Annotated in this window: 15 protein-coding genes and 1 pseudogene; 8 read left to right on the forward strand and 8 right to left on the reverse strand. The window is 59.7% G+C overall.

Going from position 1 to position 14,211, the window contains the following annotated elements; all coding sequences use genetic code 11:
• Positions 1 to 54: 54 nt before the first annotated feature.
• Both XI09_RS10385 and XI09_RS10390 read right to left on the reverse strand, forming a co-directional pair.
• Complete coding sequence (locus tag XI09_RS10385) at positions 55 to 231, reverse strand: hypothetical protein (protein WP_271566743.1); 177 nt, start codon at positions 229 to 231, stop codon at positions 55 to 57.
• Positions 232 to 1,498: 1,267 nt separating this feature from the next.
• Positions 1,499 to 1,720 carry a hypothetical protein gene (locus tag XI09_RS10390; protein WP_128942939.1) on the reverse strand — a complete coding sequence of 74 codons (222 nt, stop codon included), beginning with the start codon at positions 1,718 to 1,720 and terminating at the stop codon, positions 1,499 to 1,501.
• 171 nt (positions 1,721 to 1,891) lie between these two features.
• Here XI09_RS10390 and XI09_RS10395 point away from each other — a divergent pair, with 171 nt between their 5' ends.
• The 8 genes and pseudogenes from XI09_RS10395 (at position 1,892) to XI09_RS10430 (ending at position 8,117) form a co-directional block, all read left to right on the forward strand.
• A complete protein-coding gene (locus XI09_RS10395) occupies positions 1,892 to 2,095 on the forward strand; it encodes a recombinase family protein (protein ID WP_442869571.1) in 204 nt (67 codons plus the stop codon).
• Positions 2,096 to 2,155: 60 nt separating this feature from the next.
• Positions 2,156 to 2,623, forward strand: a pseudogene (locus XI09_RS10400) (transposase); the annotation flags it as partial.
• Positions 2,624 to 3,029: 406 nt separating this feature from the next.
• Positions 3,030 to 3,341 carry a hypothetical protein gene (locus tag XI09_RS10405; RefSeq protein WP_271566744.1) on the forward strand — a complete coding sequence of 104 codons (312 nt, stop codon included), beginning with the start codon at positions 3,030 to 3,032 and terminating at the stop codon, positions 3,339 to 3,341.
• Positions 3,341 to 3,829, forward strand: a complete 489-nt coding sequence (locus tag XI09_RS10410) for a hypothetical protein (RefSeq protein ID WP_271566745.1) — start codon at positions 3,341 to 3,343, stop codon at positions 3,827 to 3,829. The genes XI09_RS10405 and XI09_RS10410 overlap by 1 nt, the downstream gene beginning before the upstream one ends.
• Before the next feature lie 4 nt (positions 3,830 to 3,833).
• Entirely contained in the window at positions 3,834 to 4,382 is a 549-nt protein-coding gene (locus XI09_RS10415) for a Mov34/MPN/PAD-1 family protein (protein WP_271566746.1), read from the forward strand.
• A 98-nt stretch (positions 4,383 to 4,480) separates the two neighbouring features.
• Positions 4,481 to 5,947: a ThiF family adenylyltransferase gene (locus XI09_RS10420; RefSeq protein ID WP_271566747.1), complete on the forward strand. Its 1,467-nt coding sequence runs from the start codon at positions 4,481 to 4,483 to the stop codon at positions 5,945 to 5,947.
• A gap of 1,160 nt (positions 5,948 to 7,107) precedes the next feature.
• Positions 7,108 to 7,464, forward strand: coding sequence for a hypothetical protein (locus tag XI09_RS10425; RefSeq protein ID WP_271566748.1), 357 nt, complete (start codon positions 7,108 to 7,110; stop codon positions 7,462 to 7,464).
• The gene (locus tag XI09_RS10430) at positions 7,401 to 8,117 is read left to right on the forward strand and encodes a phospholipase D-like domain-containing protein (protein WP_271566749.1); all 717 of its coding nucleotides are present in this window, start codon (positions 7,401 to 7,403) and stop codon (positions 8,115 to 8,117) included. Before XI09_RS10425 ends, XI09_RS10430 begins: the two co-directional genes overlap by 64 nt.
• 712 nt (positions 8,118 to 8,829) lie before the next feature.
• Here XI09_RS10430 and XI09_RS10435 read toward each other — a convergent pair.
• The 6 genes from XI09_RS10435 to XI09_RS10460 all read right to left on the reverse strand — a co-directional run bounded on the left by XI09_RS10435 (position 8,830) and on the right by XI09_RS10460 (position 13,944).
• Positions 8,830 to 10,032 (reverse strand): type II toxin-antitoxin system HipA family toxin, encoded by a 1,203-nt coding sequence (locus XI09_RS10435; protein WP_271566750.1) that lies wholly within the window; start codon positions 10,030 to 10,032, stop codon positions 8,830 to 8,832.
• Between the two features lie 87 nt (positions 10,033 to 10,119).
• Entirely contained in the window at positions 10,120 to 10,413 is a 294-nt protein-coding gene (locus XI09_RS10440) for a helix-turn-helix domain-containing protein (RefSeq protein ID WP_271566751.1), read from the reverse strand.
• A 262-nt stretch (positions 10,414 to 10,675) separates the two neighbouring features.
• Positions 10,676 to 10,798: a hypothetical protein gene (locus tag XI09_RS45745; protein ID WP_333939068.1), complete on the reverse strand. Its 123-nt coding sequence runs from the start codon at positions 10,796 to 10,798 to the stop codon at positions 10,676 to 10,678.
• Positions 10,799 to 11,542: 744 nt separating this feature from the next.
• On the reverse strand, positions 11,543 to 12,607 hold the full coding sequence (locus XI09_RS10450) for a hypothetical protein (protein ID WP_271566752.1): 1,065 nt from the start codon (positions 12,605 to 12,607) through the stop codon (positions 11,543 to 11,545).
• 365 nt (positions 12,608 to 12,972) lie between these two features.
• The gene (locus tag XI09_RS10455; RefSeq protein WP_271566753.1) at positions 12,973 to 13,371 is read right to left on the reverse strand and encodes a hypothetical protein; all 399 of its coding nucleotides are present in this window, start codon (positions 13,369 to 13,371) and stop codon (positions 12,973 to 12,975) included.
• Between the two features lie 318 nt (positions 13,372 to 13,689).
• Entirely contained in the window at positions 13,690 to 13,944 is a 255-nt protein-coding gene (locus XI09_RS10460; protein WP_271566754.1) for a hypothetical protein, read from the reverse strand.
• Positions 13,945 to 14,211: the final 267 nt, after the last annotated feature.

Raw genomic sequence — 14,211 nt, forward strand, 5'->3', positions numbered from 1 at the left:
GTGACCTCGTGACAAACCTCTCCACGAGATCTTCCTAGCCGACTAGATCAACCCTCAGTGCGTGGTCGCCAGATGACGCTCACCTTCGAACTGGCGGGCTTTACGCAGCAACTCTTCCCGTCTGACACCTGGGGGAGCCGTTTTTGCACTTGCCCGCAGGCGCTCGGCCTCTGCGGCAAGTCGCTCTTCTAGAGATTGCGTTTGTTTGAAACGACGCCGGCGCTTGGCCATGATCCGCTCCCCGGTTTGAGTTGGGCGGGAGCGCCGCGCTGCGTTCCGATGTTTGCCACTGTGTCTTGCGGTGATGATTGCAAACTACCTCAGTGGACGGTTTTATTCCCTCTCAATTGTTAACCGCTGAACTTAGGATACCCCCGACTTTTAGGGTACTTCGCCTCTACCGGGTTTTCATCTGGAAACGGCTCATAGGTCTTGCGTCCTAAGAAAGTATCCGGCCTCGGCAATTCGGGGACTTCGGCCGCTTGCGCCGTTAACCGGCGGAGTTTGGCGTTCTGCTCCGCAAATCTCGGCAGCCAGATCGCGCACGCGATGGACAGGGGACTGGTCGGCCGTGGCCTTTCGCTACGCAGGCGGGAACGCTCTCGGTCTCTCACCCACAGACGCCTACGGACAGAGCCGAAAGGTAATGCCGGAACAAATGGGCCTATAACCCATGGTTCCCATTGAAATTACGGAGACAGAGCGGCCTAGCTTTCGCGCGGTTTTGACGGACCGTAGGGATAGGGTCACTGAGCAGCTCTTTGGCTTTGGCAAGCTGGGTTCCGCGGATCACTCCCCGGCTTTTTTGGGGGATGAAGCTGCGTTTGTCGCTTGTTGCCGCCCAGAAAGTGACAGACCTCTCGGTCCCAGCTCGGTTTTTCGATCCGGAAAAAACCTCCACGCTGGGGCCGATGTGGTCCACTCTGGAAGCACAGTAGTCTTTGGCGTCGAAGTTCCGCGCGGCGCCGAGTGCTCCAGCGGATTGGGGGTCCGTATTCTTCCGGCTTGTTCCCTCCGCGCGCAGGTTGTAGCCGAAGACTGCGAGCTGGGTTTACAATCTCGCCGTGTGCCGTTTGCACATGATATTTGAGATTTCGGCATCCGCGATTCACATATGTACTCGCGGGTCACTGCAGTTCAGTCAATTTTTGAGAACTCATTTTTTGTGACGCATTTGGAGCGCCATGTCGTGTAAAGCAATAGTCTCAGCTTACGTACGGTTAAGGAACCAGCAGGCGCTCGAAGCTATGAGAGACCTTCGGCGCGAATTGCTCGAGTCCGCGTCCGGCTCCGCAAGCAAGCACGTTCACGCAGATCTCCGATTGATCGAGGATGGGTTGGAACAGCTCCGCGTCGCAAACTTTGACGCCGGGACCGAATTCGCTGCCGCGGCCCTGCCGCTCCGGCATTGAGCGCCGTGATCGCCTGCTCCAGCGCGCGCTTAGCGCCGATGTACAGATCCAACACGTCGCTGGGGCGATGCCGTTGATGTTGCATATCAGCGCTCCTTTTGAGCGTGCTCGGCCTCGACGGCGCGGAGCAAGGCGGCAAGGCTGGGATATTCCACGCCATTGCGCGCGTAGCGGTTGACGCGCTCGACATATCGGGCCGATCCGTCGGACTTGCCGCGCCAGCTGAACAGCAGCACGGCGCTGTTGTGCTGGCGCAGAACGTGGCCGGCGCCACTACCGAAATACTTGCTCATGGCGTGGCGCTTCATGGCCGGCCTCCAGCTTCCCCAGCTCCGACTCGTCCATTCCCGGATGAGCGTCCCGGACCGGGACGTTCCTATTGTAGGCGAGGAGGGACTCGGCGGGGGTGAACAGCTTCACATTTCTTGGTTTTCAGGCGGGTTGGAATAGGCTGACAACTGCACAGACCGGGAGCCCTCATGGGAACAGAGCTCACTGTCCAGCATGCCCGGCTGCCCCGGCCTCGGGAGCGCGAGCTCCGGGCTGCGCAGTACGTCCGGATGTCGACGGATCGGCAGCAATATTCGATCGCAAACCAGCTGGCTGTCATCGCCGCCTACGCAGCCGAGCATCGGCTCACGATCGTGCGCACTTACATCGACGAGGGCATCAGCGGATTGTGACCTGCCACTGCGTATTTCCTCCAGAAGGAGGTAGAGCCCGGCCCGAAGAAGGACGGACAGATGAAGCGAGCAAGGTTCACGGAAGAGCAGGTTATCGCGGTAAAGGACCATGAGGCTGGGGCGAAGACAGCCGACATGGCTCGCAAGCACGGTGTTTCCGAGGCGACGATCTACAATTGGAAGGCCAAATTCGGCGGCATGGTTTCCGAGACGAAGCGGCTGAGGGCCTTGGAAGAGGAGAACGCGAAGCTGAAGAAGCTTCTGGCCGAGCAGATGCTCGACGGGCCGCCCTTCGCGAGCTGCTTTCAAAAAATGGTAGGGCACGCCGCCAAGCGCGCTGCGGTCGCGCATCCGCAGGCCGTCCTGAGCCTGTCGGAACGGCGGGCCTGCTCGATCGTCGGGGCGGATCGGAAGATGATCCGCTATCGCTTCAGCCGCCCGCCGAACGCAGTTCTGCGTGGCCGATTGCGCGATCTCGCCAACGAGCGGCGGCGTTTCGGCTATCGCCGTTTGTTCGTCCTGCTGCGGCACGGCGCGTCCCACCAGGCCGTCATGCAATTCCAAACCGTAACCGATAAACTGCGCGGCGATCGCGGAGTCTTCCTCCGAATGACCTCCGACTTCTTTGCATCGCTCGGCGAATAGCTTGCCGACGTATGTCCCGCTGGGACGGCTGACAAAGCCTGATGCGTACGCTCAGCACGAACTGCACCGTTGCCTGCAGGAGAATGCGCGCTTGCAAGGTACAGGTGCGAGATTGTCCGCGACGAAGCTGCGATCGAATGGCCTTCGTTAGCGACGTCTTGCGGCTTGAAAACAAGACCCCGCGCTCTTGTTCGTCGTGACTCCCTGTGAAAACGCAAAAAGCCGGCGCCGCCGTTGCTCTAGTCTGAGGGGCTCAGCTAATTAGCTGATTTTGGAAGGAGCCGAGCAGATGGCTGAAGTTGCCGATGAGAATGAAGTCGTTGATTTTGCGAAAGAAACGCGTGTCGAGGTGTTGAACACGAAGACAAACCGCGACGTGACCTTCAAGGTTTCGTGGACGACCACGCTGCAGGCTGTATGGGACGCTTCTTACGGCAACTTTAATCCGGCGGAGCACAAGGACGCTGACGACAGGTTCCAGTGCCAACACGCCGGAGCCGACCTGACGCCCTATCTCGGGCTCACGCTGCGGCAGGCCCAAGAGCAGCATATCTGTCCGGCGCGCAAGTATCAGATCGTCGGCGGCACCGGCGGGGCGTGATGGCCAATGCCAACGAGACACCTGTCCCAGATCCTGCTCGTGGCGGCGAGGCGCTCGAGCGGGATCTTCCTCTCGCTCTGAAGGGACGGACTTTGGAAGAGGCCGGCTGGTGCAGAATCGACGGCTTAACCCTGTGCGTGCCGCTCTGGAGCCCGAGCGCCGACTTCTTCCTGCTGCGACTTCAATTTCACTGCTATCCCGAATGGCCACCGAGCGCGCAATTCGTGAACCCGATTACGAAGGACTACAAGCTGGGCGACGATGATCGGTGGCTTCCCAACATCGAGGCGCCGCACCTTAGGGTGCATCCAAATTACAACGACCAAAAGCGGCAGCTCATCTGCAACTCCACGACGCTGGAGTTCTACAACTTGCGCCACCCGGTAGAGGCGCGGCATGTCTGGGACCCTGAGCGCCACAATTTCAACCACACCTTGTTCACCATCACCGAGGCCATGCGGCTCTACTACAGGGGCCGTCAAGGGTAACCGCATGAGCAATTTCGATCAGGACGACCAGATACGCCGATCGCCGCCGCAGCAGCCCTATCAAGCCAATTCCGCTATCCTCTACGTGCCCAAGAGTGCCCTCGAACAAACGGTCAGGGTGCTGCAAGCGGCCGTGCGCGTCGAGACGTGCTGCTTCTGGTACGGTCGCGATCTGCCTGGAGGGTGCGGGCGCGTGGAAGCCGTTGTTGTGCCCCCACAGCGCGGCACGTGGGGCAATTACGACGTCACCGGCGACGCAATGGCGGCGGTGTCGGCGGCCACCCGAGCAAAGCGCTGGGTCGCGCTCGCTCAGGTGCATTCGCATCCGGGCGACTGGGTCGAGCATTCCCGATACGACGACGCCCGTGCGATAAGTCGAGGGGTCTTGTCGGTTGTCTTTCCGCGGTACGGTCACTGGACCGGTCCTTGGCCGCATCGGGCCGGCATCCATGAATTCCAGATCAACTACTGGCACCTTCTTTCGATCGCCGACGCGGCCCGCCGTCTCGTTCTCGAAGGTGCCGGTACGGTTTCTTTTCTGGATTTGCGCTGATGTCTGGCCCTCTTCTCGGCGATAGGCATCTGCGGCCGGACCCTTCCGGTGCCCTTCGACCTATCGATGAGGCCCGCAAAGGTTTGGTGAGAGTCACGGTGCCCGCCGCGATCGCGTCCACGATCGCCGGGCAGCACATGATCTGGACTCTGACGAACCAACTGGTCCGGCAAGACCGGCTTGTCGAGAGCATCGCGTTGTCAGTGCCGGAGACCCGCCTTCTCGACGGCGTCGTACCGTACGCCAAGCCTGGAAGTCTCGGTGAGTCTCTTTTGGCATGGGCGAAGGAAGCCGTAGGCCATCGTGTCCGCGTTGAGCTTGATATCGCCGCTGATAAACGCGCAGACGTTGAGATCACGGTTGGAAATGAGGGCGCGCGATTCGCCGCGGATCGACGACTGTCGATCTTCGCAGACGGATGGAATATCTACGCGGGTCCGCCCGGATCAGCTCCTAGCGTAATACCTCGGGACAAAAATCCACTCGGCCCTGCTTTCGCGGGGTGTCTTGCTGCTGCCGAGGTTTTCAAGCACCTGCGCGGAATTAACCCCGAACGCGGTTCCTTCGTCGATCAGCTTGCGTATTCGCTCCTCGATCTGCAGACCCGATCGGGGTGGGAAGATTTGCCCTCCGCTGAGCTGCCCGAGACGTTGTCCATCGGCCAGCCCTACTTGGTCGGCGCCGGTGCTGTCGGCCAGGCTCTCGCGCTGGCCCTCGGCTCCGTGCCTGGTGTGCGGGGTCACGTGACGGCCATCGATCCGGAGGCGCTGGACGATATAACGAATCTCAACCGTTATCCGCTTGCTCGCATCGTTGACTTTAACGACGATCGATCAAAGGCTGAGATCGTTGCCCAATATCTGCGGTCCCGCGGGCTGACGGCCCACCATGTGATGAAGAAGTGGGAGGATTTTCTGCGTCGCGTGGATCGAGGCGAACAGCTTCCGGAGCTCGCGTGCGATGAGGCAATCTTCCGGTTCGACACGATACTCTCATGTGTTGATGATACTGATGGAAACTTCGCGCGGCACGCGATCCAGAATGTATGGCCGCGCACGTTGATGGGCGGCAGCACGCACGCTACGGGTCTGCGGTCAAGCGTCTCCATCTATGACGTTCGCTCGCCGTGGATGTGCCTGAAGTGCCACAACCGGCTTCGCGATCCACGCAAAGAACTCGTTGCTCTGGTTGATGAGTTGCGCGGGTTGTCGCAGGTGCAACGGGCAGCGTGGACATCTGCTCGCGGCATGAGCGCGGACGAGGTCGAGGAGGCATTAAGCAATCCAGGGTGCGCGTCGGTCGGCATCCAGCAACTTGCCGACTACGTCAACCGGCCAGGTGACCCGCAATTCTCGGTGGGGTTCACATCCATGGCCGCGGGAATCATTCTGGCTGCCCAGCTCATTAAGATGTCGATCGGAATTGCTGCTTTTCCAACCGATCGTGGTTGCTCCAATTTCTTCTATTTTCTCCATCCAAGTTCTCGCTGGTTCGTGCAAGGCGCAAATCCGAACTGCAACTGCCAGTCCGAAGGCAGGTCTCGCCATCTTCGTCTGTGGCGTTGAGCGGTCCCGCCTTCGGTCTAGAAGGTCGTCCGTTAGAGAAGACCAGTTGCGCACCAGATAAACGCGAACGCTCGAGAAGAGTCGTCCGCTGCCTGGACGACCAACCTGAGCGCCATAGCCGGCACGGTGGTCAGGCGAAGGGATGGAGTGAATCAGCGCACGTTGCGCAGCAACGCTGATCGGCCGAGCTCTGACCGCGGCAACCTGGTCTCCTGCGACTGATCTCTCCTTAAGAAGTCATTTGCTCCGAAGGCCCGTTTCTCGAACTGAGTCGCATCGGCGCGCTTGTTGCCCCATCGAAAATTCTGGACAAAATAGTGCCGCAAGCCTTTTCCGGGGGAAGTGTTACAAGCACAGATAGTCGTCGCTCTCATTCTGTTGTTCGGTTGAACACTCATGGTGTTCTGGCGCTGGCCTCATCACGACGTCTCGGATCGCCCTGAGGACTACTTCAACGGCGGAGATCTTCCAGAGCTTCTCGACGTCGGCCCTCGCAAACGCGACCGACCGCTTCAGGGCACGAGTCTGCTCGCTCCCGCCATCCGTCAACGACACGCCGATGTGTTCGTCACGAAGCTGCAATGCCGCCTGGGCGTAGATGACCCTGGCGCGATCCGACCGCTTGGCTCAAGCTCGCGACACCACGGGTCTATGAGCTGCCCGATGCGGACATCCCGATCGTGCGAAAGCGGTATCCCCGGACGCCCGCGATCGAGGTTGAATCAATCAGAGACACGGTGGCGAACACGATCGGCGATGCGCGGCTTTGGAAGCATTCGCGAACGTGGAGCTACGAAGGCAGCAAACTGGAGATGTCACCGGAATGAACTGAATGTCGTCACTTCAGGCGCATCCGTGCTCAACGGACTTTGCCCCAGTTTTCCAGAAGACAGGCCACAAGCTCATCGTTGAATATGGAATAGCTCCTGACCTTAAAAAATCCCGTCCTGGTGATGACAAAGTTGCCGCCAAACGCCCCAACCGGCCCGAGAGTTTGGTATTGAGGTTAAGCCCTTCGCTCGTGAACGCCATTTCGGCGGATCTGACGAGGCCGATCTCTCCAGCCAGATTGGTGTCCACGTTGGGACAGCGGAAGGAGTTTACCTCTCTGCCCAGTTTGCGGCTTGCTCCTGCGCCAAGATCATCTCCGTAGGAAGGCGATGTCGTTCCTGGTTCAGCAGTCCTATCACATCAAGGTCACCGTCCGGAACGATGACAAGTTCTGGCTGTCCTCCGGCAACTGGAAGAGTTCGTCGAGCCAGCCGATCATCGATCAATCCCAGCGCGACAGGGCTACGGAGGAGGACCTGCCCGGCAATCGCGAGTGGCACGTGATTGTTCAAAGCCCGACTCCGGCCGAGCGATTTCGCGAGCACATCCTTCAGGATGTGCGGCGGTCGCATGACCTTGGCGGCATGGAAGTGCCGGTGAAAGCGGATGATCGCTGGTCGATGTGCCGGAGTCCGTCTTCGAAGCCATCGAGCGGCCGCGCGAACGCCGGCCGCCAGCGCGGCTGAAGAAGCCCCTGGAGGTCACCGAAAGCATTGTCGCGGCCCCTCTGCTCACGCCCGACCGCGAAGGCGAAGTGTACAGCGAGGCCGTTTTGAAGCTGATCCGCTCCGCAAGGCGCAGCCTCGTGTTCCAGATCCCCTATATCGGAATGCCGAGCAACCCGCGGCAGCATCGCGGCTACATCGACGATCTGATCGGCGAACTGACCGACAAGCTGGTTTCGCTGGACGATGCCCGCGTGATCCTGCGCGCGGACAGCAGCAAGAAGTTCTCGGATCCCACCCACTCTGCCTGGTATTTTAAGTCGAAGGGGGTCGGCATCGACTCGCGTCTCAAGCAAATCCCCAACCATCATACCAAGGGTATGGTCGTCGACGGCAAGCGCGTCCTGATCGGGAGTCACAATTGGAGTGGCATGGGGGTATCGACCAACCGCGATGCTTCACTGATCTTCGATCACGCCGGAATTGCAAAATACTTTGCGGACGCGTTTGAGATCGACTGGGATCGCGCCGACCCGGTCCCGCCCAAAAAGTTCGTCCCACGGCCGCGCGGCGAGGAGAGCGTCCTGATGGTTCCACCGGGAGACGAGGCGCCGCAGCGGCCCGGCTATCGTCGGATGCGACTCTCGGACTATCTCGCAATGGTGGATGAATGAGAGCGACTCAAGCCGCCATGTCCAACTGCCCATTGCTGCCAACATCGGAGCAGATCGAAATTGCCGTGCTCCTTCAGCCAATAACAGGTCGGCCGTCTTCGATCTAGGTTGTCCATTAGCCGGGCCCCCCGGATGGGTGCAAATCGAACTTCTCCTCCATCTTGGACGACGTCTTTGGAAAGCTTGGAAAACGGGCGCAGGTCTATACGTTTTCGGGAAACCACGACATGTACCGGGACGGCGCGGAGATTTCAGTTGCAAATAACTGCCGGCGCCGAATCTGGTGATCCACTTACAGGGGTTTCCGCACGTTAGCTCGGGCTGGTCGCTCGCGAATCCCTCTGCAAAGTAGCCCTCTGCGACAACATGGCGCGTGGAATATCAAGCTTAAGGCGGCCAACCCTCAGCTTCTTCGGTGTCCACATCGAAGAACTTGAGCGGTCGGGATGGCAAGTGGCGCTGGCTGTCCTACGCGGCGTGCGCGAGAGCCAATCGTACACCTTCGATATTATGTCTTTTAATAATTGTTTTCTTAGATGATTGTCTGCCTCGCGGTCGAACGATTTTATTAGCTCGTCCTTTTTCGGCGGTGTCTTCGATGCCTTCCAAATCTTCACACAAACTTTGGTCATCGGATTGAGCGTCCGGAACGGGCGTCGACGGCGTCCGTCGGCGTCACGCCTACCTCATCGACGATCTCGAGCGCGCGCGTTCACGCCGAGTATTGCTGCGCGATCGCTTTGCCGCGCGCCGAGATTCCGTCCAGCATCGTGTCAAGCACCGGTTCTTTCAGGCCCTCGACCCTCGCCTCCTTCACGACGTCGCTGAGCGCGTCGGGAATCTTCTCGCCGAGCGCCACCAATCGCGCGATCATCTCGTCGGGATCCATTTTCATCAGTTCCGCCTGGCGTCTCCAATGCCGCGGCAGGACTTCTGAGAACTTGTAATAGCCGCCGATCTTCATCGCCATGCGCAGCCGTCGCCGTTCATGTTCGTCATTGTCGTAAGGCACGACGCTCAGGATGTCGTAGAGTGGAGCAAGAAACATCCGCCGGCCCGGGAGGTGGATGACTGATAAGTTCTTCGCGTGCGCGTCGGTACCGAGCACCAGGAAGCTGAAGGCGATCATGTCAGCGAACGCCGCCTTGTCCGCCTCCGGATCGGTAGCGTAGCGCAGCACGTTGTTGGTGATCTGCTCGATCGAGGGGCCGCCCTCGCTCTGGTACTTGACGGTGGGATGCACGCCGAGCGCTTGGCACATGTCTTCCTGGTGGAATCGTCTGACGACGCCGTCCTTGTCGATCTCGCGGTCGTACCGGGTGACGACGATCGCGACCTCTTGGCCAAACTTCCCGACCTTAGCTTCGGCCGCCGTGATTCCGAGGTGGTTCGCGAGACGCAGGCACGCGTACTCGTTCTCGGTCGTGCCTCGCAGGTGAGGCATCGGCGGCTTGAGGATGTGCGTGGTCGCCCGGCGGCCGCCCGGTACGCCCCACCGCTTTCCGTCGAACAGTAAGGCCATCTTCGGCTGCGCGCCGGCGAGACTGAAATGCCCCCGGTCGCCGTCGCGACGTCCCGTCCAGGTCCTCTCCTCGCGCAGGCGCTTGAGGCGGTTCGCGACCTCCGCCTCGTCGATCCACTGAACCTCCCCGGGCGAATCCGCATTGGCGGCCATCCACTCGTCGGTGACGATCTGGATCGCGCCGGCGCAATCCTCTCCGACCTTCGACAGCAGAGCGAACGCGCTGTTCGGCGACACGCCGTAGATCTGTCCCCATTTCTGCAGGGTCTGGTCGCTGTCCGGAAGCAGATTCCAGAGATAGTTGGCCACCTTCGCGCCGGAGTGCTTCTTGGCAGCGAGAGGCAGGGACATCGAAAGCGGAATTTGAAACCCTGTCGGCCGCGAGCCAACCATCGGCGTACTCGATGGCCAGGACGCCGGTATCCATCTGCTCGAGACGGCCGATCGGGACGCCGCCCATCAGGACGTTCATGAATTTGCTCATCGCCGCCGTCCCTTGAGAAAGCTCGGCTCGTCGAGCGCCAGATCACCGGTATCCAAGTCGTTGTTCGGTAGAGATCCCGGCACACTGTCGATGTTCAGGTCGATCCCCAGCGCGGCGAAGGCCTTTAGCACCGTTCCGAGGCTCGGATTCTCCAGGCGGCCGGTCTCGAACTGCGAGATCCACTCTTGGGTGGTCCCCAGCGTCTGGGCGAGTTGCTTCTGGGTCAGCTTCCGCCGACGGCGGGCTTCCCGGACGGCCAGTCCTAAGTCACTGATTGTCTTCAAAATCATGCCGTCATCCCGTATGAGATTTAAGACATATAGGCCGAATATGATTTTTACGCAATATCGAAAGGATATTAGTTTTACATAATATTTTAGAGTATGGCCTAAAACTCATATGGGTGCGATCGGCGCTCGCTCGCTCGCCCGCGATCAGCCTGAACGACTTCGCCGCCTTGGTTGCGGGTCCCGCCGCATGACCACCGTGCCGCGGCCCCGGTGAGTACCGGGGCACGTTTCTATGCCCACGGTGAAAAACGGATAAAGGCGGTCAACGTCTGCAGGCGAGGGCGATCTCGCGCAGGTAGATCTCCGCCTTGAGGAAAGCGATCTCGTCGTTCACAGCCGCCTCGCCGGCGTCGATGTACCAGGATCTGGGCTGCCGTCGCTCCATCTGTAGCCGCGACGTTTCAGGACATCCTTCAGATCGAGCGGCGACTGCTCGGCCCACAGCCTTACCGTTCTCTTTCGGGCTTGCTCTAGCAGCACCGCAAGCGCCGGCGCGCCTGCGGATGGTAGTCAGGATCTTGATGAGGCGTGACAGTCGTCGGCCCTGTGCGCATGGTGAAAGAAGCCGGCACCGTTCAACAGGGATCCGAGTTGGGCTCCCGCGAATCCATGGTGGCGCCGTTCCACCTCGGTGGCCGAGCAACCCCATGCCTTGTGCTCGAACACGGCCCAGAAGCGAAGGCTTCGGATCCTAGGGCAATCAGCAGCAACGCAACAGTGACCCCCGCCGTACGATCATCCTCACCCTCCCTCTATATTCTGTTTGGCTTGGAGAGAGCAGGCCTGAATCGTGCAGGCGACGCAAATTAGCAATCGTGCGCTGGAGCAAAGTGCTCTGAGACTGTTGCTCGAACGCTTCGGTGCTGCAGCGTCAAAGGCCGGACAAGAGCGTGAGTTCTTTAAGACGTGGGGTCGTTCGCGGCTGTTACGCAGGCCGCACCGACCGCGTTGCTTTTGACGTCCTCGACCTCAACCGCGATTTCGAAGTCAGGAGGCGGTATCATCCAAACAGCACCGCCACTGCGACGTGATCGAGAAGGCTGGAAGTAGAGCGCCAGCCGCGCGTTGAACGCAGGCGTCCTCCGGTATCAGGTATCGAGCATCCCGACGAGCGCCGAAAAGCAGACAGTCAACTATCGGTCGCCGCTCGCGCTCTCGCATAAAAGGCCTGAAGTTTTCTGGACAAGAAGTTGCTCGGCGCGGCCAGAGCCGCATCGAACACCCAGTTTATTAGCCCCAACTGCTCTTTTGCGCGGCCATCCTGCTGATCGCTCTCAATCCTTCGCTCCATGCAGACGCGCAGGCGGGCCAACTCCCGGCAGAGGCGCGAAGGCGCGCCAAATAGTAGCCATCGCGGCAGCTGGTCGTAGAACATCTCATGCCGGCCGGTCTGTGCGCACATGCTTAGAAACCGCGACAGCGGAGACTCCATGGTGAGGACGCCAGCTGACTTCGCTTCCTCAAAAAGCCGTTTCTGCATACTCGCCATGGCGTCGAAAACTTCCAGGGCGCGCGTCATCGACGGCTGTTCCTGCTCTCGAGACCGCAAGTAGGCGCGGAGACGTTCGAGGCGTTCCCTTGCCGGTGGATGTGATCGAGGCGCGGTCTCTTGGGACAGATCCTCAATCCATGCAGCCAACGTCAGGATCAGCCACGCCCCCAGAGTGCCCGATATAGCCACATCATCTCCATCGGCAGTGCCGATCAATTCCCGAAACGCGAAACCATCAGCAGCGAATTCCATCTCGAAGTGACTTGTATCTGTTGTGGACAGGTCTCCAGCCGCCACATGCCCGCACTCATGCAGGAGAAGGAACTGGATCGCGAAAAATCTAAGGTTGCTCCCAGCCTCAAGTGGGTGCCCCCAACGCCGGACGTCGGTGACAAGTGGAATTGCTCCAAGTTCCCTGATCACGTCCGGCGTGTCAGCTGTTCCGAGGTGAGCGTACCGGTGGATCATCATTCCGAACTGCCAGCCGATCTGTTTAGAAAACCGCTTGGCGAGGTAGGGCCGGCTGGAGAAGCGGACCAGCCGACGCCTTAGCCGCAGCAGCCACGGCTCTGAATCCTTTCCAAGCCCCTTTTTGGTCAATGCGTTTCCGAGCGTCTCGCATAGACTTGTGTCCGCGAGCAGCATGAGCATTTCGGCACCGCTCGAGATTAATGGCATGGCCCCCATCGGCAACGCGATCACGTAGCCGAGTCCTTGTGATGACCTGGAGGAGTAGACGTGTCCGTTGAATTCTGCATCGTTGACGGTTCCGGACGCGATCCCCGCGTCCGCTCGGCAGGTTTGGCGGAGAGCCGGAGACTTCGAAATCAAGTCCTCGAAGGCGTTGTGTTCGCTTCAGAAACGAGGAGTAGCGATCGATAAACGTCCCACCCGCAATGCCTAGGACCTTGAATTGTGCTTCCAGATCCGCCGGCGCCCACAATAGATTTGACCCACCGCCGCAGAGCGGCACGAGCTTCAGTATCCAGTCCAGCAACTCGGTCGTTTTCTGCAGCTCGGCTAGGAGCTGTTGTGGCGTCATCGCTTTTTTTCCGGTCCCGGGCAGATCAGTCGTTTTTGTCCTTGGCTGGAACGCACTCTTTGCAGAGCGTCGCCACGCCTACCCGGAAGAAGAGTACCGCGACGCCCGCAAAGACTAGCGGACTCATGGGGACAGTGCCTGCAATCGCCATCGGAAGGAGAACCGGCGTAATCCATTTGGCGAGAGCTTGCGCGTCGCCTGCGACGGACTGAAGGCCGGAGCAAATCCTCTCCAGCACATCTCGTCTCTTTACGAGAGACACAGCCTCGTTCAACGCAGATTGCTGTTCGGCTCTCTCCGGGTTCGTGTCGACTGGCTGTTCAGGTAGCGCGTTCATGCTGCCCCGGAGCGCCAGCTCGAGCTCCATGGACTGAAGCGAGTTAAGTACCTCTTGCTCAAATTGTGCCGTCTTAGCATTTTGCATTTGTCTGTACTCCGTATTCAGGTTGGAGCAGGGGCGCGCCGGGTTAGGCAGTAGCCGGTATCAATGATCGTCTAGCCACTCTCGTAGGTTAGTCCTACCCGGTCGGCACGAATAGTCGAAAGAAATAACGCGCAGGCTGAATCGTTGACGAAAAAGGGCTATGCCAGCCGGATAGCTCCAGAGCGCGGCTCTGGTCGCTGCCCGTCAAGGCCCAAGCCCGCTCCCCGGCCGGTCGCTTCGGCGAGATCTGGCAGCATAACTACGGGGGCCGCCGCAAACAGGCGTGGCAGGACGGCAAAATCAGTGAAGTCATTGGGACTACGGCGTTACGACCTGTCCCGCCCTTGTCATCAAGCTGTTCTGGCTCGCAACCGTGTACGGATCGTGGTGATCATTTCGTGGATAGATCCGGCAGGTGGCCCAGCCGTTCGCTAGGGGCGTCTTGTGGATCACGATCTTGAGGTACGGCTTAGCTACCGGATTGGGAAACGTGAACAAATCTGTCGAGCCTTTGACGAACATGTTTGCTCCGACGGGCGTGAGGGACGGCAGATGATCTTCAAGATCATCCACATGAGCTCGATTTGGAAGCACGCTGGTCCGACGGATATAGAACGTGTAGCGCCCGCACAAATCCGCCGCGATGATCTCAATCGCTGCAAAGTACGTCCCGACCCGGTGAACATCTTGGGTAGCACCCGGCGCGACTGCAGCATCTTTAAGATGCTCCCATTTCCAGCGACCAGGAATCCGTTCAGTCTCTCAGGTAATTGAGCATACTGTTGCAGGCGTCCTTGGCCTCAGCGAAGCTCTGTAGCGGCGAGCCGAGTACCCTGATCG

The organism is Bradyrhizobium sp. CCBAU 11386 (assembly GCF_028128955.1).
Taxonomy (GTDB): Bacteria; Pseudomonadota; Alphaproteobacteria; order Rhizobiales; family Xanthobacteraceae; genus Bradyrhizobium.